Here is a 26,646-nt window from a genome sequence, read left to right on the forward strand (position 1 = left end):
AGCGGCGGGATGGGGTATACGAACCGCGCGCGGCTCGTCCGAAGACGAACCGCGCGCGGTGGTGACTCGATGTGCTGGGTTCAGCCGAGGCTGGACTGCTGAAGACGCAGCCAGAGCCCCAGACCGACGATGCAGGCGAACCAGACGATGCCCACCAGAACGGTGTAGCGGTCCAGGTTCTTCTCGGCAACCGACGACCCAGCCAGGCTGGAGCTGACCCCGCCGCCGAACATGCTGGACATCCCACCGCCCTTACCCCGGTGTAGCAGGATCAGCAGGGTGAGCATGACGCTCGTAATGACCAGCAACACGATCAACGTGTACGCGAACCAGATCGGCATGGCGGGGGACAGTCCTCTCGTTGCGATCCTCGCCCGAGCAGAACGGGCACGGCGGCACCGACCGGCGGACGGGCGGAGTCAAGGATAGCGAAGCGATCAGCCGGTGGTGTGCTCCGGGAACCGGCAGATCTTCGCGAACTCCTCAGCGTCCAGGCTGGCACCGCCGACAAGGGCACCATCCACGTCCGGCTGAGCCATGATGGCGGCCACGTTCGAGGACTTGACCGACCCGCCGTACAGGACCCGAACCCGGTCGGCCGTCTCCTGGCCGAAGTGCCCGGCAAGGCGCTCACGGAGCGCCCCACACACCTCCTGGGCGTCCTCCGGGGTGGCCGTCTTGCCGGTGCCGATCGCCCAGACCGGCTCGTACGCGACGACAACCTGGGCCACCTGCTCGGCGGCGAGCCCCTTGAGCGCGGCATCGAGCTGGTCGTTGCAGTGCGCCACCTGGCCGCCCTGCTCCCGAACCTCCAGCCCCTCCCCCACACAGAGGATCGGGGTGAGCCCATGGGTGAGCGCCGCCTGCACCTTCGCGTTGACGACCGCGTCGTCCTCGTGATGGTTCGCCCGCCGCTCGGAGTGACCGACCGCCACGTACGTGCAGCCCAGCTTGGTCAGCATCGACCCGGCGATGTCACCGGTGTGCGCTCCCGACGCGTGCGGCGAGAGGTCCTGCGCGCCATAGCCAACCAGCAGCTTGTCCCCGTCAACGGCGGTCTGCACCGTCCGTAGGTCGGTGAACGGCGGTAGCACCACCGTCTCGACATCGGTGAGCTGCTTCGCGGTGAGACTCGCGGCGAGCTTCTGCACCAGCAGATTCGCCTCGAGATGGTTGAGGTTCATCTTCCAGTTGCCGGCCATCAGTGGCCGGCGGGTGGGGTTGGCCATTCAGCTCTCCAAGGCCGCGATGCCGGGGAGGGTCTTGCCCTCCAGGTACTCAAGACTGGCGCCGCCACCGGTCGAGATGTGGCTGAACGCCTGCTCGTCAAGGCCGAGGACCCGCACCGCGGCGGCGGAGTCGCCGCCGCCAACCACGGTGAACGCGTCCGACGTCGCGATCGCCTCGGCGACGCCACGGGTGCCGTGCGCGAAGGCCGCCATCTCGAACACGCCCATCGGGCCGTTCCAGAAGATCGTCCGAGCGTCCCGCAGCGCGGCGGCGAAACCAGCCACCGTCGCCGGACCGATGTCGAGCCCGACCCGCTTGCTGGGGATCCCGTCGGCCCGCACCGTGTCGTGCGCGGCGTCGGGGGCGAACGCGTCCGCCACCACCACGTCAACCGGAAGCATGATCTTGCCGTCGGCACGCTCCAGCAGGCTGCGGCAGGTCTCGACCATCTCCTCCTCCAGTAACGAGGTGCCCACCTCGTAGCCCTGCGCCTTGAGGAAGGTGAAGCACATGCCGCCGCCGACCAGCAGCCGGTCGACCTTCGGCAGCAGCGCCTCGATCACCGCCAGCTTGTCGGAGACCTTCGACCCACCGAGCACCACCACGTACGGGCGGTCCGGCTCCCCGGCGAGGGTGCCGAGCACCTCCACCTCGCGCAGCACCAGCCGGCCCGCCACGTGCGGCAGCCGGGCCGGTACGTCGTACACGCTGGCGTGCCGACGGTGCACCGCGCCGAACGCGTCGTCCACGTACGCGTCGGCGAGCGCGGCGAGCTGGTCGGCGAAGGCACCCCGCTCCGCCTCGTCCTTGCTGGTCTCGCCCGGGTTGAACCGGAGGTTTTCCAGCAGGGCGACCTGACCGTCGGCGAGACCGGCCACGGTGGACCGGGCCGAGTCGCCGACCGTGTCCTCGGCGACGTGCACCGGCGCGCCGAGCAGCTCACCGAGCCGCTCGGCGACCGGACGCAGGCTGAACGCCGGGTCGGGGCTACCCTTCGGCCGCCCCAGGTGGGAGCAGACGACCACCTTCGCGCCGGCCTGGACGAGCGCGCCCAGGGTCGGCAGCACGGCCCGGACCCGGCCGTCGTCGGTGATCTGACCAGTCTGCTTGTCGAGCGGGACGTTCAGGTCCGCGCGGACCAACACCCGCCGACCCGTTACCTCCTCGGCGAGCAGGTCGTCGAGGGTGCGGATAGTCACCGGACCGACCTTCCCTTCGTTACCAGGCCCCCCGCGAGCTGCCTACGCGCACTCACAGCGACTGACCAACCAGCTTCACGAGGTCCACCAGGCGGTTCGAGTAGCCCCACTCGTTGTCGTACCAGCCGACGATCTTCACCTGGTTGCCGATCACCTTGGTCAGCGGGGCGTCGAAGATGCAGGACGCCGGGTCGGTGACGATGTCGGCCGAGACGATCGGGTCCTCGTTGTAGGACAGGACGCCGTTGAGCGGGCCGTTGGCGGCCGCCTTCATCGCGGCGTTGACCTCGTCCACCGTGGTCTCCCGGCCGACGGTGACGGTCAGGTCGGTGGCGGACCCGGTCGGGATCGGCACCCGCAGCGCGTAGCCGTCCAGCCGGCCCTTGAGCTCCGGCAGTACCAGGCCGATCGCCTTCGCCGCACCGGTGGAGGTCGGCACGATGTTCAGCGCGGCGGCACGGGCGCGACGCATGTCCTTGTGCGGAGCGTCCTGGAGGTTCTGGTCCTGGGTGTAGGCGTGGATGGTGGTCATCAGACCCTGCTCGATGCCGAACGTGTCCTGTAGGACCTTCGCCATCGGTGCCAGGCAGTTGGTGGTGCAGGAGGCGTTGGAGATAACCGCGTGCTTGGCCGGGTCGTACTCCGCGTGGTTGACGCCCATCACGACGGTGACGTCTTCGTTCTTCGCCGGCGCCGAGATGATCACCTTCTTGGCGCCGCCGTCGATGTGCGCCTTCGCCTTGGTGGCGTCGGTGAAGAGGCCGGTGGACTCGATGACCACGTCCACGCCCAGCTCGCCCCAGGGCAGCTTCGCCGGGTCCTTCTCGGCGTACGTCTTGACGGTCTTGCCGCCCACGGTGATCTCGTCCGCGCTGGCCTTCACCTCGTGCGGCAGCCGGCCGAGGATGCTGTCGTACTTGACAAGGTGGGCAAGCGTCGCGTTGTCGGTCAGGTCGTTGACCGCAACAATCTCGATGTCAGCGCCGGACGCCAGCACTGCCCGGAAGAAGTTACGGCCGATCCGGCCGAAGCCGTTGATGCCAACCCGGATGGTCACAGGTCCCATCTCCTCGCGTTCTAGTCCGCCGGCGTGATGACCCACGGGCCGGCGACTAGTCTGCGCCAGCCGGTGGAACCGGCCGTTTGACGGTTCATCTCGGCCACCCCGCCGCGGTCAGAGGGACCGACCGCCCGAGGCGGTGCGCACGGCGAGGAATGCCGAGTGCCGGCTCCCTTGCCGTACGCAGCGACCCTATCCGAGCACGGGGGTTCACGCTGCGGCGGGTGGCGATCCTGCCGCCCCGTAAGCCGCCACCGTCCTATCAGACCACGAGCATGTCCGGCGTGACTGCCGCTTCGGTATCCGGGATGCCGAGATCGCGGGCTCGCTTGTCGGCGAGCGCGAGCAGCCGCCGGATCCGGCCGGCGATCGCGTCCTTGGTCAACGGCGGGTCGGCGAGCGCGCCCAGCTCCTCCAGCGATGCCTGGCGATGCTCCAGCCGAAGCCGCCCGGCTGAGGTCAGGTGGTGCGGCGCGTCGTCAGCGAGGATCTCCAGCGCACGGGTGACCCGAGCGGCGGCGGCGACCGCCGCGCGCGCCGACCGACGCAGGTTCGCGTCGTCGAAGTTCGCCAACCGGTTCGCGGTGGCCCGCACCTCCCGCCGAACCCGACGTTCCTCCCAGGCCAGCACGCTGGCGTGGGCACCGATCCGGGTGAGCAGGGCGGCGATGGCGTCGCCGTCCTTGACGACCACCCGATCCACGCCCCGTACCTCGCGGTTCTTCGCGGCGATGCCGATCCGGCGGGCCGCGCCGACCAGGGCGAGTGCCGACTCCGGGCCGGGGCAGGTGATCTCCATCGCGCTGGAGCGACCCGGCTCGGTGAGGGAACCGTGCGCCATGAACGCGCCACGCCACGCCGAGACCGCGCAGCAGACGTTGGCAGCCACCACGTGCGGTGGCAGACCCCGCACCGGACGACCGCGGACATCGAGCAGGCCGGTCTGCCGGGCCAGGAACTCGCCGTCCTTGACCACCCGCACGATGAAGTGGCTGCCCTTACGCAGACCACCGGAGGCGAGGACGTGGATCTCGCTGGGGTAGCCGTAGACCTCGGCGACCTCACGCCGCAGCCGTCGGGCCACCGCCCCGGTGTCCAGTTCGGCCTCCACGACCACCCGGCCGGAGACGATGTGCAACCCGCCGGCGAAGCGCAGCAGCGCCGCCATCTCCGCCCGCCGGCAGCAGGGCTTGGGCACGTCAACCCGGCTCAGCTCGTCCTTGACCGCCGCCGTCATCGCCATTGTGCGTCCTCTCACGGACCGGTTCCGGCGTGTCGCCGGAGATTACGTACGTGTCTAACGAGCGGCGCCCAGGACGGGCACCAAAGCAGCGGCGAGAGCAGCCGAATCATGACAGGGCGTGCCGTCGTTAACCGCGACCGGGGCGAGGATCAGACGAGCACCCAGCGATTCTGCCGCACGTTCGACCGGATCCGGGTCACCCACCGCCTTGACGTCTCCGAGCACGCAGTCGACCCGCAGCTTCGGCAGGTACCACCGCAGCTCGGCCAGGTGGTCGGCGACGGAGAGCCCGAACGTCTCCTTCTCCGTGGCCAGGTTCAGGGTGACCAGCCGGCGGGCGGGGCTCGCGACGATGGCCGCGGCCAGCTCCGGCACCAGCAGGTGCGGCAACACGCTGGTATACCAGCTGCCCGGGCCGAAGAGGAGCCAGTCTGCCGCGCCGATGGCGGCCAGCGCCTCGGGGCAGGCCGCCGGAGCCGCCGGATTCAGCCGCAGCGACTCGACCCGCCCGGTGGTGACGGCCACCTGATGCTGGCCGCTGACGATACCGACCTCCGCCGGCCGGTCCGGGTCAACGCCCCGGACCCGCGCCTCGATCCCGACCGACTCGCAGGACATCGGCAGCACCCGCCCGACGGTGCCCAACATCGCACCGGCGTGCTCCAGCGCCGCCACCGGGTCGCCGAGCAGTTCCATCAGCCCGCAGAGCACGAGATTGCCGACGGCGTGCCCGGTCAGCCCGCCCGCCGCCGTCAGCCCGCCCGTCGCCGCCCAGTCGCCGGCCGTCGGCGTCGGGACCGCGGCGAAACGGTGCTGGAAGAGCCCGGCGCTGCGCTGGGTGGCGGGGTGGTCTCCGGCCAGCGCGACAAGCGCCTGCCGCAGGTCCCCCGGCGGCAGTCCGCCCCGCTCCGCGCGCAGCCGGCCACTGGACCCACCGTCGTCGCCGACCGTCACCACGGCGGTCAGATCAAGGTCGAGTTCGGGGGCGCAGCGCCGCAGTGCCCGCAGCGAGGCGGAGAGTCCATGTCCACCACCGAAGGCGACCACCCGGATGGCCGTCACTCGCGCCCCAGGTCCCGGTGCTGCGCGTTGGCGGCGAGGCCGGTCTGGCGCAGCCGCGCGGCCAGCTCCTCGGCGATGGCGACACTGCGGTGCTTGCCGCCGGTGCAACCGACGGCGGCGGTCAGATACCGTTTACCCTCCCGCTCAAATCCGGCGGTGGTGGCGTTCAGCAGGTCGGCGTAGGTCGCCACGAAATCCTCGGCGCCCGCCTGGCCCAACACGTACGAACTGACCGCCTCCACCTGCCCGGTGTGCTCGCGCAGCTCCGGAACCCAGTACGGGTTCGGCAGGAACCGGGCGTCGCAGACGAAGTCGGCATCCGGCGGCACGCCGTACTTGAAACCGAACGAGACCACGGTCACCCGCAGCCGCCGGGCATCCTCGGCACCGAAGAGCTCCTCGATCCGCCGACGCAGCTGGTTGACGTTGAGATGGCTGGTGTCGACGAACACGTCGGCCTGGTCCCGGGCCCCCTCCAGCAGCCCGCGCTCGACCGCGATGCCGTCGGCGAGCCGTCCCTCCCCCTGCAACGGGTGCGAACGCCGGACGCTCTCAAACCGCCGGATCAACACCTCGTCGTCGGCGTCCACGAAGACCACCCGCGGGGCGAAGCCCCGCTCCTTGAGTTCTCGGATCGCACCGGCCAGGTCGGTGGAGAACGCCCGGGAACGCACGTCCAGCACCATCGCCGTACGCCGGGCGGCGCCACCGGCCTTCATTGCCAACTCGGCCATGTCCAGCATCAGCGCCTGGGGCAGGTTGTCGACCACGTAGTAACCGACGTTCTCCAGGGCACGGGCGACGGTGCTGCGCCCACCGCCGGAGACCCCGGTCACCACCACGAGCGTGGTGTCGGTGCCCGACGGATCGGGCCCACCCGGCACGCTCGTCTGCGCCTCGATCACCTAATACCCCCAACGTGTGGCACCGCGACCGGAATCGGGCCACGGGTTCGAACAGCGACTCTAACCCGCCGAGCCACACAGATCTCCCGCGTCACATTCCCGACACCGGGACAGCTCGCCCACCATCGACCACCAGACTTCTCCGCCCACTGCGCACGGCCCGGGCGTGGACCGTCGCGTCAGGGGCCACTCGTAGACTGCGCCCCATGCCCTCCCCCACCGACCGGCAGCCCGCCGCGCTGGAAACACTGCGGCGTGTCTTCGGCTACGACGCCTTCCGGGGCTTCCAGCAGGAGGCCATCGAGCACCTGGCGGCCGGTGGGGACGCTCTGGTGCTGATGCCCACCGGCGGCGGCAAGTCGCTCTGCTACCAGATCCCGGCGCTGCTGCGGGACGGCGTCGCGGTGGTCGTGTCACCGCTGATCGCGCTGATGCAGGACCAGGTCGACGCGCTGACCGCGGTCGGGGTCCGGGCCGGCTTCCTCAACTCGACGCTGGACCTCGACGCCCGCCGCGCCGTCGAGCGGGCCTTCGTCGCCGGGGAGCTGGACCTGCTCTACCTCGCCCCGGAGGCCCTGGGTACCCGGGGCGTGCAGCACCTGCTCGACCAGGGGCGGATCAGCCTCTTCGCGATCGACGAGGCGCACTGTGTGGCGCAGTGGGGGCACGACTTCCGCCCGGACTACCTGGCCCTGTCGATGCTGCACGAACGCTGGCCGGGCGTGCCCCGGGTGGCGTTGACCGCCACCGCGACCAGCGCCACCCGGGCCGAGATCTCGACCCGGCTCCAGCTCACCTCGGCCCGGCATTTCGTCGCCAGCTTCGACCGGCCCAACATCCAGTACCGCATCGTGCCGAAGCGGGAGCCGAAGCGGCAGCTGCTGGCCCTGCTCCGGGACGAGCACCCGGGGGACGCCGGCATCATCTACTGCCTCTCCCGGGCCAGCGTGGAGAAGACGGCGGAGTTCCTGGTCGACAACGGTATCGCCGCGCTGCCCTACCACGCCGGCCTGGACGCGGTCACCCGCGCCCGGCACCAGCAGCGTTTCCTGCGCGAGGACGGCCTGGTCATGGTCGCGACGATCGCCTTCGGGATGGGCATCGACAAGCCCGACGTACGGTTCGTCGCCCACCTTGACCTACCGAAGTCGGTGGAGGGCTACTACCAGGAGACCGGCCGCGCCGGACGGGACGGCCTGCCAGCGACGGCCTGGCTCGCCTACGGTCTGACGGATGTGGTGCAGCAGCGCCGGCTGATCGACACCTCGGAGGGAGACCTGGCACACCGGCGTAACCTCGCCGCCCATCTCGAGGCGATGCTCGCGCTCTGTGAAACGGTCCGCTGCCGCCGGGTGCAGCTCCTGGACTACTTCGGCGAGACCGCCGCCGCCTGCGGCAACTGCGACACCTGCCTGCAACCGCCCGAGTCGTGGGACGGCACGGTCGCCGCGCAGAAGCTGCTCTCCACGGTCTACCGGCTCGACCGGGAGCGCCACCAACGCTTCGGTGCCGGGCACTGCGTCGACATCCTGCTCGGCCGCGCCACCGACAAGATCAAGCAGCACCGGCACGACTCTCTGACGGTCTTCGGGATCGGCACGGAGCTGAGCGAGGTGGAGTGGCGGGGGGTGGTCCGGCATCTGCTCGCCGAGGGGCTGCTGGCAGTCGAGGGAGACTACGGCACCCTTGCCCTCACCGACACCAGCGCGGAGGTGCTGGGCCGGCGTCGCGCCGTCATGCTCCGCCGCGAGCCGGCCCGGAAGGCCCGGCCGGCGAAGCCGCGCGGCGCAGCCACCGTGGTCGCCGAGCTGGCGCCGGCCGCCGCCGAGGCTTTCGAGCGGCTGCGCGCCTGGCGCGCCGCCACCGCCAAGGAGCAGGGCGTGCCGGCGTACGTGATCTTCCACGACGCCACACTGCGACAGATCGCCACCGATGCCCCGGCCGCCCTGGCCGACCTTTCTCGGGTCAGTGGCGTCGGCGAGGCGAAGCTGGCGAAGTACGGCGAGCAGGTGCTGTCCGTACTCGCCGACACCCCACACCCGGCTTAATCAACAGTGGGCAGCCGATCCGCTGCCCACCCAGGATCCGTGGGCTGGTGGAACACGCTGGCAATGTCGTCCCACCCGCGCCAGGCGCGGGGGCCGACCGGGCCGAGCACGGCGCCGGTGCAGGGCCGGGCGATGAACTCCGTCAGCACCGGGGCGAGGGTCTGCGCCGACGGTACGTGCCCCTCGCCGGGCAGCACCCGGTGCGTGCCCTGCGGCAGCGCCACAGCGGCGGCGCGGGCTACCTCGATCATCCAGTCCGGGCTGTCCCCGCCACTGAGCACCAACGCCGGAACGGAAACCCGGGCGGCGACCTCCACCGGCAGGGTGCCACCGCGGCTCAGGTCACCCATGACCGCCGAGTCGTAGGCGAGCGTCGGCGCGAGCGCCACCACGTCGGCCCACCACGGCTCGTGGCGCAGGTCGGCCACGGCCTCCGCCGGTACGCCGGTGGTCTGGAAGAACAGCGCCACGGCGTCGTCGCGTCGATCCTCCGCCAGCAGCGCGGTCAGGGCCTCGGCGTAGTCGCGGGCCTCCTGTCGGTCCTCGTCGGCGTCCGCGCCGAACGGTGGTTCGTGGAGCACGATCGCCCGGGCCGGCACCCCGGCGGCGGCGGCGTGCAGCACCAGTGCGGCACCGGACGAGTGCCCGTACAAGATGACATCGGCATCGAGGTCGTCGACGAGGGCGGCGATGTCCTCGACCTCCCGCTCGACGGCGTATGGGCTGGCGTCGCCGCTGTCGCCGCGACCACGGCGGTCGTAGTTGACGACCGGCAGGTGGGCGCCGAGCCCTTCGGCCAGCGGGCGGGTCTTCGCCCGGTCGCAGGTGGCGCCACCGACCACGATCAGCGGATCCCCGCCATGCGCCCCGTAGCGTTCGTACGCGATCACCGTGCCGTCCACGGATGTCACCTTCTGCATGCGCAGCCCTTCTGTCAGAAACGCTCCGATAGACAGGTACTACGTGCGGGGTTCATCTGACTGTGTCGAGTCGCCGAGCGCGGCGAGGATCGCCTCGGCGGTCCGCTTGCCAACCCCGGGGACCTCGGTGATCTCCTCCACCGAGGCGGCGGAGAGCCGCTTCAGCGAGCCGAAGTGGCGCAGCAGCGCCTTGCGCCGCACCTCCCCCAGCCCGGAGACCCGATCCAGCGCCGACTCGGTCATCCGCCGGGAACGCCGCTGCCGGTGGAACGTGATGGCGAACCGGTGCGCCTCGTCCCGCACCCGTTGTAGCAGGTAGAGGCCCTCCGAGGTGCGCGGCAGGATGGCCGGGAAGTCGTCGTCGGGCAGCCACACCTCCTCCAGCCGCTTCGCCAGCCCGCACAGCGCCACATCATCGACGCCCAACTCGGCGAGGGCCTGCGCCGCCGCCGCCACCTGCGGCGCACCCCCGTCCACCACCACCAGCTGTGGTGGGTAGGCGAACTTGCGCGGCCGGCCGGTCGTCGGATCGACCAGGGTGCCGACCCGCGGCTCGTCGGACGCGCCCGGCTCGGTCGAGGCCGGCCCGGTCGGGGCGGCCGACTCGACACCGACCTCGCCCGTCTCGGACCGCGCGTCCAGGTAGCGGGCGAACCGCCGCCGCAGCACCTCCGACATCGCCGAGAGGTCGTCGGTGGCGCCCCGGATGATGAACCGCCGGTACTCGCTCTTGCGCGGCAGCCCGTCCTCGAAAACCACCATGCTGGCCACCACGTCGGTGCCCTGGATCTGGGAGATGTCGTAACACTCGATGCGCAGCGGCGCCGTCTGCAGGCCCAACGTCTCGGCGATCTCGTCGAGGGCCTTGCTCCGGGTGGTCAGATCACCGGCGCGCTTGAGCTTGTGCCGGGCCAGGGCGTCGGTGGCGTTACGCGCCACCGTCTCCAGCAGGGCGCGCTTGTCGCCGCGCTGCGGCACCCGCAGCGTCACCCGGCTGCCGCGGTGGTCGGAAAGCCAGTCGGCGAGCGCCTCGACGTCGGCGGGTAGCTCGGGCACGAGCAGTTCCCGGGGGACATCAGCCTCACCCTGCTCCCCGCCATAGACCTGGGTGCAGAAGTGGTGGACGAGATCGCCGATGGTCAGCTCCTCGGTCTTCTCGACCACCCAGCCGCGCTGGCCGCGGATTCGCCCGTCCCGCACGTGAAACACCTGCACGGCCGCCTCGAGCGGGTCATCGGCGAAGGCGACCACATCGGCGTCGGTGCCGTCGCCGAAGACCACGGTCTGCTTCTCCATCGCCCGGCGCAGGGCGGCCAGGTCGTCGCGGAGCCGGGCGGCCCGCTCGAACTCCAGCGTCGCGCTGGCGTCGGCCATCTCCCGCTCCAACCGCCGGACCATGAGGTCGGTCCGGCCACCCATGAAGTCGCAGAAGCCGTCCACGATCGCCCGGTGCTCCTCGGCGGAGACGCTGCCGACGCAGGGCGCGGAGCACTTGTCGATATAGCCCAGCAGGCAGGGGCGGCCGACCTGCGCGGCCCGCTTGAACACCCCCGACGAGCAGGTACGCGCCGGAAAGACCCGAAGCAGCAGGTCGAGCGTCTCGCGGATCGCCCAGGCATGCGAGTACGGCCCGAAGTAGCGCACACCCCTGCGCTTCGCTCCCCGCATGACCTGGAGTCGGGGGAACTCCTCGGCAACGGTGACCGCTAGGTACGGGTAGGACTTGTCGTCCCGGTAGCGGACGTTGAACCGCGGATCGTACTGCTTGATCTCGGTGAACTCCTGCTGGAGCGCCTCGACCTCGGTGGCGACGGAGATCCAGTCCACCGATTCGGCGGTGAAGACCATCTGCCGGGTGCGCTGGTGCAGATTGACCGGGTCGGCGAAGTAGGAGTTGAGCCGGTTGCGCAGGTTGCGTGCCTTGCCAACATAGATCACCCGGCCGGTTCCGTCGCGGAACCGGTAGACCCCCGGTGACTCCGGGATCGTGCCGGGGGCGGGACGGTAGGACGAGGGATCAGCCACGTTCCGAGCCTAGTCGCCGGCTCCGACAGCCCCCTGCTACGCCGACTCCGACAGCCCCCGGCACGCCGGCCCGCCCGGTCAGGCGAGCGAGATCTGGTCGCCGGTGACCTTGACATCCCGCGGGGCGAGGGGCTTGGTCGACGGGCCGGCCTGCACCGCGCCGTCCTCGATCGAGAACTTGCTCCCATGGCAGGTGCAGTTGATCGTGCCACCGTCAACGTTCGCCACCGGGCAGCCCTGGTGGGGGCAGATCGGGTCGAAGCCCTTGAACTCCCCCGGCGAGGGCTGGGTAATGACAATCCCCTGGGCGGCATAGACGGCGCCGCCCCCGACCGGGATGTCACTGGTCCGGGCCAGTGACTGGGCGCCCTCCCGGTCGCCGCCACCCGGGTCGCCGCTCTCGGTCAGCGCCGGGCCGGGGCTGACCTCGGTTCCGCCGGTGGAGTCGTCGCCGCAGGCGGCCAGGGCCATCGCCGCGCCGACGGCGCCCGCACCGGTCAGCAACACCCGCCGGGTCCGCGCACCGTTGCCCGCGCTGGCTTCGCTGCCAGTCCCCGTCGGTATCTGCTCGTCACTCATTCCGCAATCTCCTCGGCCAACAAACCGCCGCCATGATGTACGCCCCCGCCGGCTTCCCGGACCACGCTTCCCGTCGGTTCACCCGGTCGGCGCCGCGTTCCTGGCATCCGCACTCGATGTCAGCGCTCGGGGGCTACCCGTGCGACCCTACCCGGGCCAGTCGACGCCACCACTCTGGTCACAGAGCCGCCCCGGTCCACGCCACCGGTCCCGGTCGCTGCGGTGACCAGGTCCGGTGGCGCAGACCCGGACCAGCGGCGACCCGGACCAGTGCCGTGGACCGGGACCGGTGGCGTAGCTCTTCTCACCGAGCCTGGGCAGCGGTCTTCCGGGTGGCGCGGGTCTTCGCACCGACCGCACGGGTCTTCGCCCCGTTGGCCTTGGCCGCCCGGGAGGTGGCCTGCACCGCGCCCTGCGCCGCGCCGTCGAGCTTGAGCACCTGGCGCACAAACTGGCCGGTGTGGCTCTCGGGCACCTCGGCGACCTCCTCCGGGGTGCCGGCGGCGAGGACGGTGCCGCCGCGGTGGCCGCCCTCCGGCCCCATGTCGATGATCCAGTCGGCGGTCTTGATCACGTCGAGGTTGTGCTCGATCGTGATCACCGTGTTGCCCTTGTCGACCAGCCCCTCCAGCACCATCAGCAGCTTCCGGATGTCCTCGAAGTGCAGCCCGGTGGTCGGCTCGTCGAGCACGTAGACCGTCCGCCCGGTAGAGCGCTTCTGCAGCTCCGAGGCGAGCTTGACCCGCTGCGCCTCGCCCCCGGAGAGGGTCGGCGCGGGCTGGCCCAGCCGGACGTAGCCGAGCCCCACGTCCACCAGCGTCCGGAGGTGTCGGTGGATGGCCGGAATCGCGGAGAAGAACTCCGCCGCCTCCTCGATCGGCATCTCCAGCACGTCCGAGACGGTCTTGCCCTTGTAGCGCACCTCCAGGGTCTCCCGGTTGTACCGAGCGCCCTTGCAGACCTCACACGGAACGTAGACGTCGGGCAGGAAGTTCATCTCGATCTTGATCGTGCCGTCGCCGGAGCAGGCCTCACACCGGCCCCCCTTGACGTTGAAGGAGAACCGGCCCGGCCCGTACCCCCGGACTTTGGCCTCGACCGTCTCCGCGAACAGCTTGCGAACGTGATCCCAGACGCCGGTGTAGGTGGCCGGGTTGGAGCGCGGGGTGCGGCCGATCGGCGACTGGTCCACCCCGACGACCTTGTCCACGTGTTCCAGACCGGCGACCCGGGTGTGCCGGCCCGGCACCAGCCGCGCCCCGTTGATCTGGTTGGCCAGCACCGCGTACAGGATGTCGTTGACCAGGGTCGACTTGCCGGAGCCGCTGACCCCGGTGACGGCGATCAGCTGACCGAGCGGGAACGTCACGGTCAGGTTCCGCAGGTTGTGCTCGCGGGCCCCCCGCACCGTCAGCTCCCGGCCCGGCGTCTGCGGACGACGCCGCTCCGGCGTCGGGATCTCCTTCCGGCCGGTGAGGTACGCCCCGGTAATCGACTCCGGGTTCTCCAGCAGCGCCGGGACCGAGCCGCTGTGCACGATCCGGCCGCCGTGTTCACCCGCCCCCGGGCCGATATCGACGATCCAGTCCGCCGTACGGATGGTGTCCTCGTCGTGCTCGACAACGATCAACGTGTTGCCGAGCCCACGCAGGCGCAGCAGCGTCTCGATCAGCCGGTGGTTGTCTCGCTGGTGCAGGCCGATCGACGGCTCGTCCAGCACGTAGAGCACGCCGACCAGGCCGGAACCGATCTGGGTGGCCAACCGGATGCGCTGCGCCTCACCTCCGGAGAGGGTGCCGGCCGGGCGGTCCAGAGAGAGGTAGTCCAGCCCGACGTCGAGCAGGAACCGCAGCCGGGCGTTGATCTCCTTGAGGACCCGTTCGGCGATCAGCCGCTGCCGATCGGTCAACTCGACGCCGGCGAGCAGCTCGGCGCACTCCCCGACGGACATCCCGCACACCTCGGCGATGCTCCGACCGGCGACGGTGACCGCCAGCACCTCCGGCTTGAGCCGGGCACCACCGCAGGCGGCACAGGGCACGTCCCGCATGTAGCCCTCGTACTTCTCCCGGGACCACTCCGACTCGGTATCCGAGTGCCGGCGCTCGATCCACTGCATCACGCCCTCGAAGCCGGTGTAGTACGAGCGCTCCCGGCCGTACTTGTTGCGGTACCGCACGTGCACCTGGTCGTCGGCGCCGTGCAGGATCGTCTTCTGGATCCGGGCCGGCAGCGCCCGCCAGGGTGTGTCGAGATCGAAATGCTCCGCCTCGCCCAGCGCCCCCAGCAGGCGCAGGAAGTATTCCAGGGTGTGCCCGTTGGACCAGGGCTGGATCGCTCCCTCCCGCAGGGTGCGCTCCGGGTCCGGGATCACCAGCTCCGGGTCGACCTCCTTCTTCGTGCCCAGGCCGGTGCACTCCGGGCACGCGCCGTAGGGGGCGTTGAAGGAGAAGACCCGGGGCTCCAGGTCCTCGATCGCGAGCTGGTGGTCGTTGGGGCAGGCCAGATGCTCCGAGTAGCGGCGCTCCCGCTCCGGGTCGTCCTCGGGCAGGTCAACGAAGTCCAGCAGCACCAGACCGCTGGAGAGCCCGAGTGCCGCCTCGACCGAGTCCGTCAGCCGCTGCTTGGCGGATGGCTTCACGGTCAGCCGGTCGATGACCACCTCGATGGTGTGCTTCTCCTGCTTCTTGAGCTTCGGTGGCTCGGTCAGCGGGTGCACCACCCCGTCCACCCGGGCGCGGGCGTAGCCCTTCGCCTGCAGCTCGGCGAAGAGGTCCACATATTCGCCCTTACGACCCCGGACGACCGGTGCGAGCACCATGAACCGGGTGCCCTCGGCCATGGCGAGGACCCGGTCGACGATCTGCTGCGGGGTCTGCCGGGAGATCCGCTCGCCGCAGACCGGGCAGTGCGGCTGACCGACCCGGGCAAAGAGCAGGCGCAGGTAGTCGTAGACCTCAGTGATCGTGCCCACGGTCGACCGAGGGTTACGCGAAGTTGACTTCTGGTCGATGGAGACGGCCGGGCTCAGCCCCTCGATGAAGTCCACATCCGGCTTGTCCATCTGGCCGAGGAACTGCCGCGCGTACGACGACAACGACTCGACGTAGCGCCGCTGCCCCTCGGCGAAGATGGTGTCGAAGGCCAGGCTCGACTTGCCGGAACCAGACAGCCCGGTGAACACGATGAGCGCGTCCCGCGGCAGGTCGAGACTGACGTCACGCAAGTTGTGCTCGCGCGCGCCACGGATAATGAGTCGGTCAACCACGGTGCGTGTACTCCCGGGGTGCGGATTGATGGCAGCTGTCGCCCGACGGCCCACCCGGGGGGTCTGATCCGGATGACGGCCAAGCGGTCGCGCTGTGCGGTTGTGTCGCCCCTTGGGCGTGGTGCTTAGCCTGTTTGGGCGTGGTGGTTAGCCCGTTGGGCGTGGTGGATACCTGGTTACCAAGCGCCAAGGAGCGCCTCGGCAAGCCTAGCCCTGGGGTGTGACACTTCCCTTCGCCCGCGCATTCCCCCAGCTCAGATCGGTCAGCCGTGCACCACCCGTATCCCCGGGGTCTTCACCACCGCGCCGCCGCCCGGCACCGCCACCAGCGCCCGCCCAGCGGAGTCGGGTCGGCCCGCGCCGTCCACCCGCCGGATCGCCGACGTCGACAGCGCCACCGCGCCGGCAAGCGCGTTCACCAGACTCGACCGGCCCGCCCGGGACGGGCCGAGCAGGCCGAGGGTCCGACCCGGCGCCACCTCCGCGCGTAGCGGGTCGAGCCCCGCACCACGCTGCGCGCTCACCGCCAGCACCGGCACCCCCGGTGCCGCCGCCGCGACCTGCCGCACCGCCGCCGCCGGATCGGCGACCAGGTCAGACTTGGTCAGCACCACCAGTGGCGGGGCCCCCGACTCCTGCGCGAGCGCGAGCAGGCACTCGATCCGTCCGAGGTCGGGCTCAGGACGCATCGGCTCGACCACCGCCGTGGCGGTCAGGTTGGCCGCCAGCACCTGCCCGTGGGCGGCCTTGCCGGCGGCCCGGAACACCAACGCGGTACGCCGGGGCAGCACCGCCTCGACCGTGACAGGCCGGTCGGGCCAGGTGCCGAGCAGCACCCAGTCACCCAGGCACGGCAGGTACGTCCGGTCCCGGGCCGCCGTGGCCAGCACCGCCCCGCCGAGGGTGGCGCGGAGCGGGCCGGCAGCCCCGAGGACGGTGCACACCCCCCGCTCCACCCGGGCCACCCGGGCCGGCTGACAGTCGGCGCGCCGTCGTGCGTCGGACGCCCAGTCGGCGTCCCAGCCCAGAGCGGTCAGGTCGATGGTCACGGACTCCACTACCTCCTCCGACCTCCCGGCCGCGCGTTTGTCGCCGACCGTAGGGCGCACCGGCGCGCACCCGAAACCGATTTCCCCGGCGACGAAGGGACGACCCGACCGCTAGGGTAGGGAGGTGACCTCCGATCCACTGCGGCTGACGGGCGAAGTGGACGACGCCACAGCCCGTCTCCTGCGCACCACGGCTGACCTCGACGAGACGAGCCTGGCCACCGCCTCCCTGCTGCCCGGTTGGACCCGGGGACACGTCTTGGCCCACCTCGCCCGCAACGCCGACGGGTTCGTCAACCTGCTCACCGCCGCCCGCACCGGGGACCCCATCCCGATGTACGCGAGCCCCGCCGCCCGCTCCGCGGACATCGAGGCCGGCGCCGTCCGCCCACCCACCGCGCACCGGGACGACCTGCGCCGCAGCGCGGACCGGTTCGCCGAGGCGGTGGCGGCGATGCCGGCCGAGGCGTGGGGTGCCACCGTCGACACCCGGCGCGGGCCATGCTCCGCGGCGAGCCTCGTCTGGGGACGGCTGCGCGAAATCGAGGTGCACCACGTAGACCTCGCCACTGACTACCAGCCCGCCGACTGGCCGGTGGCGTTCGGCCACCGGCTCCTGCGTGAGGTCGCCGCCGGCCTGGCCGGTCGCTCCGACGCGCCGCCGATGGTGCTGCGCTGCGACGGCAGAGAGCACGAACTGGTGGTCGGCGACCGTACCGCCGCCCCCACCGTGAGCGGCGCCGCGCCCCACCTCGCCGCCTGGCTGATCGGCCGCAGCCCCGGCACCCTGCTCACCGTCACCCCCGACGGCCCGCTACCGATCCCACCCGAGTGGATCTGACCGGGCCCAATGACCTACACCGGAGACGTCACCCCCGGCGGCCCGCCTGCCACCCGTGAGTTGGGCCGGCTCACCATCACCAAGGTGTCGGTGGGCCCGATGGACAACAACGCCTACCTGCTGCGCTGCCGGACAAACGGCGAGCAGGTCCTGGTGGACGCGGCCAACGAGGCACCCCGGCTACTCGACCTGATCGGCGACGCCGGCCTCGCCACGGTGGTGACCACCCACCAGCACATGGACCACTGGCTGGCGCTCGAAGAGGTGGTGGCCGAGACCGGGGCCCGGCCGCTGGCGCACGCCGAGGACGCGCCAGGGCTGCCGATCACGGTGGAGCCCCTCGCCGACGGTGACCGAATCACGGTCGGCGACTGCACGCTGGAGGTGATTCACCTGCGCGGGCACACTCCCGGCTCGATCGCCCTGCTCTACCAGGACCCGTCCGGCACCCCATACCTGTTCACCGGGGACAGCCTCTTTCCTGGGGGTCCTGGGAGGACAACAAATCCGACGGACTTCGCACAGATCATGGACGACCTGGAAGCAAAGGTATTCGGGCCGCTACCGGACGAGACATGGGTCTATCCCGGCCACGGCAACGACTCGACGCTGGGGGCGGAACGTCCGCATCTGGGCGAGTGGAGAGCGCGCGGCTGGTAGCCGACAACGCGGCTAGGAGGCGATACCCCGGTGGCGTCCGGGCTATATCCGGACCACCGTTTGGCGGTAGCGGGACTAACTGCCGGCGAGGGGTGGATTCCAGACGGCCCGGTGCCGGACGCGGACGGGCGGCGTCGGGCCCGTCGCCGCGTGATCTGCCGTTCCGCCGCCGGGTCGGTTCCCTGTTCGATCTCAGCCGTCGTCTGACGCGGGAGTTTGCCGAAGAGTTGTTGGGGATGCCGAAGCGGACGGACACGGGCTTCCGGTCGACTACAGCGCCGGCCCGTTCAGAGTGCTCGACGAGGCGCGTGACGCAGGCCGGGTGCGGGTGTGGTGTCTGGGTGTGGCACAGGATGCGCTCACGCTGGCTGGTGAGGCATTGACGGTATTGGTGGTCGATGCCAACGTGTTCGACCAGTTGGCGTATGGCTTTGTCAAGCACCCACTAGCCCCGCCAGAACCCCGTCAGCGTCACGGTGACAGGTTCGTTCGCGGCGAGTTGGGCACTGATGCTGACGACCTACTCGGCGCGGGCACGACCGGCCGTGTCTGCTGCACCGATAGGTGACAGTTTCGGTCACGCGACCTGACTGGCCGGTCGGGTTATGATGGTTTCGTACTCGATAGGGGTCAACCGGGACAGGGATCGTTGGCCTCGGCGACGGTGGTAGGTCCGCTCGATCCAGGTCACGATCCCGGTCCTCAGTTGCTGCCGGATCGAGGTTCGAAGGCCAAGGATGTTGTTCTGTAGCAGGCCGAAGAACGATTCCATGGCGGCGTTGACGCCGGCGGCGCGGTTGAGGCCACGGACGAATTTCTGGCTTCGACATTGCCTGGGTTCAACCGGTCGTTGCAACGCTTGTTGGTTGGAGTAACCGTAGCTGCTCGTCGAGAGCTTCGGCGGGTGTCTTCCAGTCGAGGACCTTGCGGGGTCTGCTGTTGATCGCTGTTTGTACGGCGAGGAGGTCTTCGAGGCCCCAACGGGACAGATCGGTGCCTTTGGGGAAGTACTGGCGTAGTAGCCCGTTGGTGTTTTCGTTCGTGCCGCGTTGCCAGGGTGAGTGGGGGTCGGCGAAGTAGACCGCAATGCCGGTATCGATCGTGAACTGGCTGTGGGCTGAGAGTTCTTTGCCGCGGTCCCAGGTCAGTGATCGCCGCAGACCCTCGGGCATGATGGTCATCGTGGACTGGAGTGCGTCCTTCATCGCGATGGCGCCGTAGCCGCCGAGGGCGGGCCCGTTCTTGACCGGCGGGACGGTTCCGTAGCCTTCGATGCGGGAAAGGTGGACCAGGAGCGTGTATCGGCTGGTGCGCTCGACGACGGTACCGATGGCGGAGCGGTGCAGTCCGATTATCAGGTCGCCTTCCCAGTGGCCGGGGACCGCTCGGTCCTTGACCTCGGCGGGTCGTTGGCTCAAGACGACATCAGCGGTGACATGCCCTTGCGGCCTGTTCCGCGAGCGTTCACGGGGCTTACGCAGCGCCCGACCGGTCCGCAGGCAGGCCACCAGCTCACGCGTGAGCGCGCCGCGTCCTTGGATGTAGAGCGCCTGGTAAATCGCCTCGTGGCTGATGCGCATATCTTCATCATCGGGGAAGTCGACGACCAGCCGTCGACTAATCTGCTCTGGGCTCCAGGCCGCCGCCCAGCGGCGGTCTGCACGGTGCGGCTTGTTCAGCCCTTTCCAGGTCGTCGCAGGGCCGGCGGCAACTGTCCCGTCACGACGGCACAGTTGCCCGCTCAGCCGGGCCTGTACGTACTCCTTCAGCCGCCGGTTACTCGCCAGCTTCGCCGGCTTGGGCCGCCGCGCGGTGACCTGCGCTTTCCACTGCGCCACGGTGGCCCGGTACTCAAGCTTGCCGCTGCGAGTCGCGGCATTGCGCCGCAACTCACGCGAGATCGTGCCCGGGTCCCGCCCGAGTTCCCGGGCGATCGCACGGACACCCTGCCCCTGCGCCTTAAGCAGCGCAATCTCCTCACGCTCTGAAAACGACAGGTAACGGCCGGAAGGCTCGGCCAGACTCAACGGCGGCATGCCACCAGCGTGACGAAACCACCGCACCGCAACAGGCGTCGACACACCGAGCTCAAGCGCTACCTCCTCAGTGCGCTTACCCCGCGCGATCAACCGCCAGAACGCACGCTGCACATGCCGCGCCGGCATCGGCCTGCCCGGCGAACGCATCGCCGGACGCAACGCCCGATCCGCCTGCTGCTGACGTCGCGCCATCCAAACACCTCCATCATCAAAGGTGTTGCGACGACCAGTTGAATTCGCCTTGCGACCCGCGGTCGGTGTGCAATATGCAGCCGGCCACGTCACCACGGCGGCCTACGGCGTTGTGCAGGGCGTTGACGGCCAGCCTCGACTTCATCCGTGAGTCGATGGAGTGAACTGATCTCAGCGACGCGAAGGTGTTGATTGGTGCGACACGGGCGAAAGCGATGAGATCGGACGGTGCTGGAAGTGGGCGTGGGGCCCTCGGTAGGTAGTTCTCACCACAAGATCACCCACACGGTGAGGACCCCACGTGATCGCATATCGTGCCACGGCCGACGTCCCCAGGGAACTCGTGCAGTACCTCGGCCGGCTGCTGGCCGCGCAACGCAACGCCAAGGGGACACGACGCGACACTCGCGCGTTGACCTGCTTCCACCAAGCGCTCNTGGTGCTCGTCTGGTTCCGTAAAGGCGAGGACGTGACCCTGCTGGGCGCCGGGTTCGGGATCTCCCGCGCGACCGCGTACCGGTACCTGGCTGAAGGCGTCACGGTGCTGGCCGCGCAGGCCCAGGATCTGCACGCGGCCCTGCGCCGTGTCGCCGACGACGGCTGGTCGTACGTGATCCTGGACGGGAAACTGTTCGACTGCGACCGGGTGGCTGAAACCACCGTCAGCGTCAAGGGCGACACGATCGACGCCTGGTATTGCGGCAAGCACCGCGACTTCGGCGGAAATGTTCAAGCGATCATGCGTCCGGATGGACTGCCCGTGTGGACCTCCGAGGTGATGCCGGGGCACCTACACGACCTCACCTGCGCCCAAGTGCAGGGCATCACCGCCGCCCTGAACTGGGCCGCTTCCGAACTCGACCTGCCCACCCTGGCCGACTCCGGTTACGAAGGCGCAGGCCAAGGCGTCAAAGTCCCGATCAAGCAACCCACCGGCAGGCAACAACTCGCTCCCGACAACCGCGCCTACAACCGGCTACTACGCGGACTGCGCTGGCAGGGCGAACGGGGCTTCGCGATCCTGACCGGACGCTGGAAAACCCTCCGGCGCACCACCGCCAGCCCACGCCGGATCAGCGACATCGTCGCCGCCGCACTTCACCTGACCCACTTCGAGTACAAGTACCTACCGCAAAGTCGCTGAGATTACTTCAGTAGCCCACGATCCGGTGGGACCACACGTCCTTGATCGCGCACAGGTAGAGCTTGCCCTCACCGGTGCGGTGCTCGGCAATGTCGGCCAGCCACAACCGATTCGGGCCGTCCCTGGTGAAGTCACGGCGTACCAGATCGTCGCGCACGGGCGGACCGACCTTCCCGCCCTCGCCCCGACGCTTCTTCTTGCTGAACGCGCTCCACCAGCCCATGCCGGAGCAGATTCTCCAAGCGGTGCGCTCGACCATCGGCTGGTCGGCAGCGCTGGCCTCATCGGCCAGGAACCGGTAGCCGAACTCCGGGTCGTCGCGATGGGCGTCCACCAGGACGTTCGCGTGGTAAGCGGCAACGAGTTCGGCTTCGCCGACGGGCCGGGCGAGCCACCGGTAGTAGGGCTGGCGAGCGATGTTCAATTCCCGGCACGTCACCGCGACGGGGATCCCGTCGGCGGCCAGCTCGCTCTCGAGCGGGTAGAGCCTTTCCCGGCAGATGCGCCTGCGACAGGCAGGCTGCGGCTCGGCGCAGGACCTCGTTCTCCTGCTCCAGCAGCTTGATCCTCTTACGGGCCTCACGCAGCTCGGCTGACTCGCCGCCGCTGACACCCGGTCGGGTTCCGGCGTCAGCGTCACCCTGGCGCATCCATTTGAACAACGTCATCGGGTGGACTCCGAAGTCCTTGGCGATCTGCTCGACCGTCACGCCCGAATCACGGTCACGGGCCACCCGCACGACGTCATCGCGGAACTCACGAGGGTGGGGCCTGGGCACAGCAACATCCTTCCAGCCCGCCACGAGGGCAAGCCATCTCAGATGTCACCTATTGGTGCAGCAGACCCCCGACCCCGCCGGCGGGGTACTCCAGAATGTCGCTGGGATCGCCAAGCACGACCCGCGCCAAGCCATAGCAACAGATCCTGCTGTAGGCCCTAACCGGCACGCAGTTCCAGTAGCACGCTGGCGTCGGGGCTACTCGCCCCGACCTCCTTCAGCCTATTCGCGTCCAGATCAACCGAGCCGGCCACCCCGTCGACCGTGTACTTGGCGTTTAGGGGCTCGTCACCAGACCAAATGAAATAGACGTTTGGAACATCAAGCTTGAGATATCCTGAGTCACCCCGAACGGCAAAGCAGTACATGGCCTCGCCTCCAGGGAGGAAGGTCTCGATCTTGATCTTAGGAGTGGAACCGGTGCAATCGGCCAGCAAAGTGATGTTCCCGTCCCCGGAGATCAGCTCGATACCGCGCTCCGCCTTGATCGTAACCGCTCCAGGGTAGGAATAGTCCTCGACCAAGGACCCCATGGTGTCAGCTTCGGCGTCGCTCTCGGTAGCCATGGCTGCGCCGCTCACCGCCCCACCACCGACCAGACTCAGCGCGAGCGCCAGCCACAGTGTCTTCGCCCTCATCCGCATGCAGTGCGCACCTTTCAAAATCCGTGTCTCCGTAGGCGTCGCATGCCACCGGTTCAGCAGTGTCTACACCAGAGCCACGTCCTCGATCGTCAAGAGGCCTCGGTGGTGCGGCGACAAGCCACACTTGCATAGTGACGCAAGTCACGGTGAAGCGGGGGTCTACTGTGTGACACTCCGCGACAAAGTCGACTTCGGCTGCACAACTGTCTATTATGTCCGCGTTGATATTGAATACAGACACGGGGTGGCCAATGAGCGACAAGAGTCCAGTAGCGACGCGATGGCTACGCGACGCATCGGTCGTCCTCGCCATCACGGTCGGGCTGGTCGCTCCGACGATCACTGCCCCAGGAGTAGCCGTCGCGGCAGAGCCCGCAAGCGCTGTTGACCGGTACGACGTGATCGATATGCTCGACACCGGAGGCCCTGTCCTCTCGCGTAGCGCGCGGGCCGCCCTGCTTGGAACCAACGAAGAGCTACACGAGTTTTTGACCACCGGCCAATTCCAGGCCCAGGTACAGGACAACCGGATCAAATTGTCCCGACTCATAGCGTTGAGTGGCCCGTTCATGAGGAACGCGGCGGTGCCGGTGCTGGCCGGAACCGACGATGATGTCCGCGAATTTCTGGAAACCGGGTACCAGGAACCACTCGACCTGGACCTACGAATCAAGGTCGCCCAGATCCTCGAGATCGGCGGGCCAGTCACCGCGCGCGAGGGGCAAGCGGCGCTAGAGGGCGGTCCCTCCGCCGTCGCGGAGTTCCTCACTATTGGATATGTGACGGCCATCAACCAAGACAACCGAATTCAGGCATCCCGACTCATGGCGGTTGGGGGTAGTGAGGTGAGGCGCACCGCCGAAGTCGCGCTACGTGGCACCCCCGACGAGCTCCAGGAGTGGCTTGACCGGGGACATCATGTCGCCCGGGCCCGCGACGATGAGGTTTTGTCCGTGGCCGAGCTGGCTAAGCTGGCCGTTGAGGCCCAAGCAGTCGCCGCCGAGGAACTGGTGGCGGCGAAGGATGCCTCGACACGGGCGCAGGCCGCCGCGCAACTCGCCAGAGAGGCCGCCGAACGGGCCGCCGACGAAACCGAGGCAGCGCAGGGAGCAGCGGTGAAGGCCACCGAGTCAGCCGGCCGGGCTGCCGACGCCGCTACCCAGGCCGCAGACGCCGCGCAAGACGCTATTGCGGCAGCAAAGTCGGCGAACACCGCGGCACGAGTCGCGGCGAACGCCGCCACGCGGGCCGCGTCCGCCGCCGCCGCCGCAGGCCAAGCAGCCACCGACGCCTACAATGCCGCAGCCCGCGCCGCAGTCAATGCCTCAGATGCCGATGCCGCCCGCGCCGCGGCCAAGAAGGCCCGAGACATCGGCAAGGCTGCGGCCGAGGCCGCCGACGCGTCCAGAGCGGCCGGTGACGCCGCAGACGCCGCTGGAGACGCCGCGAAGGCCGCCCGTGCCGCATACGGTGACTCGATCGCCGCCGCGTCCGCTGCAGAACGCGCCGCAAACCAGTCAGGAGTCTCCGACCGGGAGGCCGCCAGGGCCCGGGCAGCAGCGGCACGCGCCCGCCGACTCGCGGGTGTCGCCGATCAGGCTGCGGACCGCACCGAGGCGCTGGCCCGGCAGGCTGCAAAGGCCGCCCGAGACTCCGCTACCTTCGCCGCGCAGGCCGCGACGCACGCAAACAACGCGGCAGCCGAGGCCGAGCGGGCCGCGGAGCATGCCGGAGATGCAGAAACCGCGGCGGCCGAGGCGAACCTGCATGCAGGAAACGCCGCCACCGCGGCGACAACCGCTACCGCGGCGGCTGCCAAGGCCGCCGAGATCGAGCAGACCGCCCGCGAGGCCGACTCACTACGCCTGGAAACCGAGACGGCCGAGGCGGTAGCCGAGGCGAGCGCTGCCCGTGAGGCCGAGGAGGCTCTGCCGGTACAGCCGCTACCGGACACCCCGGAGTACGACCGGGTTGAGCCGGCCACACAAGCGCTCATCGACGTCGCCTCGGCACCGGACGCGACCTCGGCCGTATTGCTCAACGAGGGCCGGCAGGCGCTGATGGACCTCATCCAGACCGGCGGCCCGTGGACTCAGAGCACCGCCCGGGACGCACTGGCCGGCACCGAGGCCGACATACGGCTGTTCTTCACAGCTGGCCGCAAAGACGCGGCCGAGCAGGACGACCGCACGCGAGTGCTGGACATGCTGGAGAGCAGCGACAAGCCCGAGCTTCGTGCCGCCGCGCGAACCGCGTTGCAGGGCAGCCATGAGGACGTTCTGGAGTTCCTCACCTACCCGGCATACGACGGGAAGGTCCAGGATGACCGCGTCGAAATCTCCCGCGTCATGGCTGAGGGTGGCCCGGCAACCGCGGCGGCTGCACAGGCTGCGCTGACCGGCACGCCCGAGGATGCTCACGCATTCCTGCGCACCGGCCGGTACTCTGCCGCCGCTCAGGACGACCGGGTGGCCATCGCGGCGCGGATGGTAGACGCCGGCCCCGAGGTGACAGCTGCCGCGGAGATCGCACTAGTGGGTCCGCGAGAGCTCTCTCGGCGGTTCCTCACGAGCGAGCAGTACCGTGCCCAGATCCGTGACGAAGACACCGCCATGCATGTGAGCACCGTCCGCAGGTACGTGGCGATCGCCGCCGAGGCCGCCGAGTTGGCCAATCGGGACGCGGCCCTGGCCGCCTCGGTGGCCGCGCAGGCAAACGGCTATGCCGAGGAAGCACAGGAGTACGCCAACCAGGCGGCAGAGTCCGCCGTGCAGGCACAGGTGTATGCGGCCCAGGCCGCCCAGGCCGCGGCGTCCGCCAAGGCCTCCGCCGAGCAGGCGGCGGAGGCCGCGGAAACCGCACGCGATGCCGCCGACTCAGCTGCGCAGGCCGCCGCCCGCGCGAAGAGCTCGGCGACACAGGCCAACGCGTCAGCCACGGCCGCCCGGTCGCACGCCGCCAGTGCGCGTACGTCTGCTGCGAACGCCCGCAAGTCTGCGCTCGAGGCAGGGAAGAGCGCAGCGGAGGCCAGTCAGGCCGCGTTGGAGGCCTTCAGCGACGCGATGGCCAAGCGCGAAGCTGAGCTGATGAACGATGACGGAACCAACGCCGACTCGGTCATCTCGATCGAGGACAGCCGGCCCGACCCGTACACGCCTAGTGGTAACGCGCCATTTGGTTCTAAAAAGCGGCCGTGGTGGTCCCTGCTCGGACCCGACCCGAAATACCGATGGCTCTCTAAGCAGGCCGTCTGCCGGTCGATGGGTGACGGACAGGCTTGCGCACTGTGGAACCACTACTACGGCAAAACCGGCGAAGACTTCCAGGTCAACGTGGACGACTACCTGCTTGACAGCCAGTTCGAGTCGGCAGTCGACGACGTGCTCGATGAGATGTTCGACAATAGTAGAGAGCGTTGTCTAACCTCCAGCGATAGCTGCGACTTTCGCCTGGACAGCCGCTGGTTCGGCATCAATCTGACTGAGAACAAGGACTACTATCTGGGTGTGCGGGGTGTCCAGGTGCGAATCCGCGGCAATGTTACGGTCAGTCACTTCGGCGACCGGGTGCACCTCGGCGGTCAATACGATGTCGAGGTGTACAAGGACTGGAACTTCGATAAGGACGAGGGCCTGGGACCGCAAGATATTATCCCGTTCAGGCCTCACGCCGAGGCACACGAATACGGCCTGGCCCGAGAGTTCGCAGTCCGCGGCTACAGCAGCACCCAGACGGTCAACATCGGCTGACCAGCAGAAG

19 protein-coding genes and 3 pseudogenes are annotated in these 26,646 nt (G+C 69.4%); 5 read left to right on the forward strand and 17 right to left on the reverse strand.

Annotation, left to right across the window (positions count from 1 at the left end):
* Positions 1–80: 80 nt before the first annotated feature.
* From secG to rapZ, 7 genes are all read right to left on the reverse strand, one after another.
* On the reverse strand, positions 81–341 hold the full coding sequence (gene secG / locus SALPAC6_RS0100885) for a preprotein translocase subunit SecG (RefSeq protein ID WP_018251559.1): 261 nt from the start codon (positions 339–341) through the stop codon (positions 81–83).
* 96 nt (positions 342–437) lie between these two features.
* On the reverse strand, positions 438–1,229 hold the full coding sequence (gene tpiA, locus SALPAC6_RS29855; protein ID WP_018251560.1) for a triose-phosphate isomerase: 792 nt from the start codon (positions 1,227–1,229) through the stop codon (positions 438–440).
* Positions 1,230–2,429, reverse strand: coding sequence for a phosphoglycerate kinase (locus tag SALPAC6_RS29860; protein ID WP_018251561.1), 1,200 nt, complete (start codon positions 2,427–2,429; stop codon positions 1,230–1,232).
* A gap of 52 nt (positions 2,430–2,481) precedes the next feature.
* Complete coding sequence (gap, locus tag SALPAC6_RS0100900; RefSeq protein WP_018251562.1) at positions 2,482–3,486, reverse strand: type I glyceraldehyde-3-phosphate dehydrogenase; 1,005 nt, start codon at positions 3,484–3,486, stop codon at positions 2,482–2,484.
* A gap of 265 nt (positions 3,487–3,751) precedes the next feature.
* The gene (gene whiA / locus SALPAC6_RS0100905; protein WP_018251563.1) at positions 3,752–4,732 is read right to left on the reverse strand and encodes a DNA-binding protein WhiA; all 981 of its coding nucleotides are present in this window, start codon (positions 4,730–4,732) and stop codon (positions 3,752–3,754) included.
* Between the two features lie 54 nt (positions 4,733–4,786).
* A complete protein-coding gene (locus SALPAC6_RS0100910) occupies positions 4,787–5,794 on the reverse strand; it encodes a gluconeogenesis factor YvcK family protein (RefSeq protein ID WP_018251564.1) in 1,008 nt (335 codons plus the stop codon).
* Positions 5,791–6,699, reverse strand: coding sequence for an RNase adapter RapZ (gene rapZ / locus SALPAC6_RS0100915; protein WP_018251565.1), 909 nt, complete (start codon positions 6,697–6,699; stop codon positions 5,791–5,793). The genes SALPAC6_RS0100910 and rapZ overlap by 4 nt, the downstream gene beginning before the upstream one ends.
* 206 nt (positions 6,700–6,905) lie before the next feature.
* Between rapZ and recQ the strand changes: the two genes are divergently transcribed.
* Positions 6,906–8,747 carry a DNA helicase RecQ gene (recQ, locus tag SALPAC6_RS0100920; RefSeq protein ID WP_018251566.1) on the forward strand — a complete coding sequence of 614 codons (1,842 nt, stop codon included), beginning with the start codon at positions 6,906–6,908 and terminating at the stop codon, positions 8,745–8,747.
* Between the two features lie 125 nt (positions 8,748–8,872).
* On the opposite strand, the pseudogene SALPAC6_RS25185 reads toward recQ, so the two are convergent.
* The 5 genes and pseudogenes from SALPAC6_RS25185 to rsgA all read right to left on the reverse strand — a co-directional run.
* Positions 8,873–9,667, reverse strand: a pseudogene (locus SALPAC6_RS25185) (alpha/beta fold hydrolase); the annotation flags it as partial.
* Between the two features lie 39 nt (positions 9,668–9,706).
* Positions 9,707–11,692 (reverse strand): excinuclease ABC subunit UvrC, encoded by a 1,986-nt coding sequence (gene uvrC, locus SALPAC6_RS0100930; RefSeq protein ID WP_018251568.1) that lies wholly within the window; start codon positions 11,690–11,692, stop codon positions 9,707–9,709.
* A 78-nt stretch (positions 11,693–11,770) separates the two neighbouring features.
* Positions 11,771–12,271: a Rieske (2Fe-2S) protein gene (locus SALPAC6_RS0100935; protein WP_018251569.1), complete on the reverse strand. Its 501-nt coding sequence runs from the start codon at positions 12,269–12,271 to the stop codon at positions 11,771–11,773.
* 304 nt (positions 12,272–12,575) lie between these two features.
* The gene (uvrA, locus tag SALPAC6_RS0100940) at positions 12,576–15,539 is read right to left on the reverse strand and encodes an excinuclease ABC subunit UvrA (protein ID WP_018251570.1); all 2,964 of its coding nucleotides are present in this window, start codon (positions 15,537–15,539) and stop codon (positions 12,576–12,578) included.
* A 263-nt stretch (positions 15,540–15,802) separates the two neighbouring features.
* Positions 15,803–16,597 (reverse strand): GTPase RsgA, encoded by a 795-nt coding sequence (gene rsgA, locus SALPAC6_RS0100945; RefSeq protein WP_018251571.1) that lies wholly within the window; start codon positions 16,595–16,597, stop codon positions 15,803–15,805.
* A 115-nt stretch (positions 16,598–16,712) separates the two neighbouring features.
* Between rsgA and SALPAC6_RS0100950 the strand changes: the two genes are divergently transcribed.
* Positions 16,713–17,429 (forward strand): maleylpyruvate isomerase family mycothiol-dependent enzyme, encoded by a 717-nt coding sequence (locus tag SALPAC6_RS0100950; protein WP_018251572.1) that lies wholly within the window; start codon positions 16,713–16,715, stop codon positions 17,427–17,429.
* Positions 17,430–17,438: 9 nt separating this feature from the next.
* On the forward strand, positions 17,439–18,089 hold the full coding sequence (locus SALPAC6_RS0100955) for an MBL fold metallo-hydrolase (RefSeq protein WP_018251573.1): 651 nt from the start codon (positions 17,439–17,441) through the stop codon (positions 18,087–18,089).
* A gap of 577 nt (positions 18,090–18,666) precedes the next feature.
* On the opposite strand, the pseudogene SALPAC6_RS29865 reads toward SALPAC6_RS0100955, so the two are convergent.
* Both SALPAC6_RS29865 and SALPAC6_RS0100970 read right to left on the reverse strand, forming a co-directional pair.
* Positions 18,667–18,921: pseudogene (locus SALPAC6_RS29865) on the reverse strand (IS3 family transposase); the annotation flags it as partial.
* A 7-nt stretch (positions 18,922–18,928) separates the two neighbouring features.
* Positions 18,929–20,320, reverse strand: a complete 1,392-nt coding sequence (locus tag SALPAC6_RS0100970) for an IS30 family transposase (RefSeq protein ID WP_018251576.1) — start codon at positions 20,318–20,320, stop codon at positions 18,929–18,931.
* Between the two features lie 343 nt (positions 20,321–20,663).
* On the opposite strand from SALPAC6_RS0100970, the gene SALPAC6_RS0100975 reads away from it, so the two are divergent.
* Positions 20,664–21,464, forward strand: coding sequence for a transposase family protein (locus SALPAC6_RS0100975; protein WP_026189213.1), 801 nt, complete (start codon positions 20,664–20,666; stop codon positions 21,462–21,464).
* Positions 21,465–21,471: 7 nt separating this feature from the next.
* Here the strand turns inward: SALPAC6_RS0100975 and SALPAC6_RS28775 are convergent, their stop codons facing one another.
* The 3 genes and pseudogenes from SALPAC6_RS28775 to SALPAC6_RS0100985 form a co-directional block, all read right to left on the reverse strand.
* Positions 21,472–21,903, reverse strand: coding sequence for a transposase (locus tag SALPAC6_RS28775; protein WP_050563422.1), 432 nt, complete (start codon positions 21,901–21,903; stop codon positions 21,472–21,474).
* A gap of 103 nt (positions 21,904–22,006) precedes the next feature.
* Positions 22,007–22,267: pseudogene (locus SALPAC6_RS29870) on the reverse strand (transposase); the annotation flags it as partial.
* Between the two features lie 134 nt (positions 22,268–22,401).
* On the reverse strand, positions 22,402–22,887 hold the full coding sequence (locus tag SALPAC6_RS0100985) for a hypothetical protein (protein WP_018251579.1): 486 nt from the start codon (positions 22,885–22,887) through the stop codon (positions 22,402–22,404).
* Positions 22,888–23,294: 407 nt separating this feature from the next.
* Here SALPAC6_RS0100985 and SALPAC6_RS0100990 point away from each other — a divergent pair, with 407 nt between their 5' ends.
* Positions 23,295–26,636: an ALF repeat-containing protein gene (locus SALPAC6_RS0100990; protein WP_050563475.1), complete on the forward strand. Its 3,342-nt coding sequence runs from the start codon at positions 23,295–23,297 to the stop codon at positions 26,634–26,636.
* Positions 26,637–26,646 lie beyond the last annotated feature (10 nt).

Source organism: Salinispora mooreana (assembly GCF_000379065.1).
In the GTDB taxonomy this organism is placed as follows: domain Bacteria; phylum Actinomycetota; class Actinomycetes; order Mycobacteriales; family Micromonosporaceae; genus Micromonospora; species Micromonospora mooreana.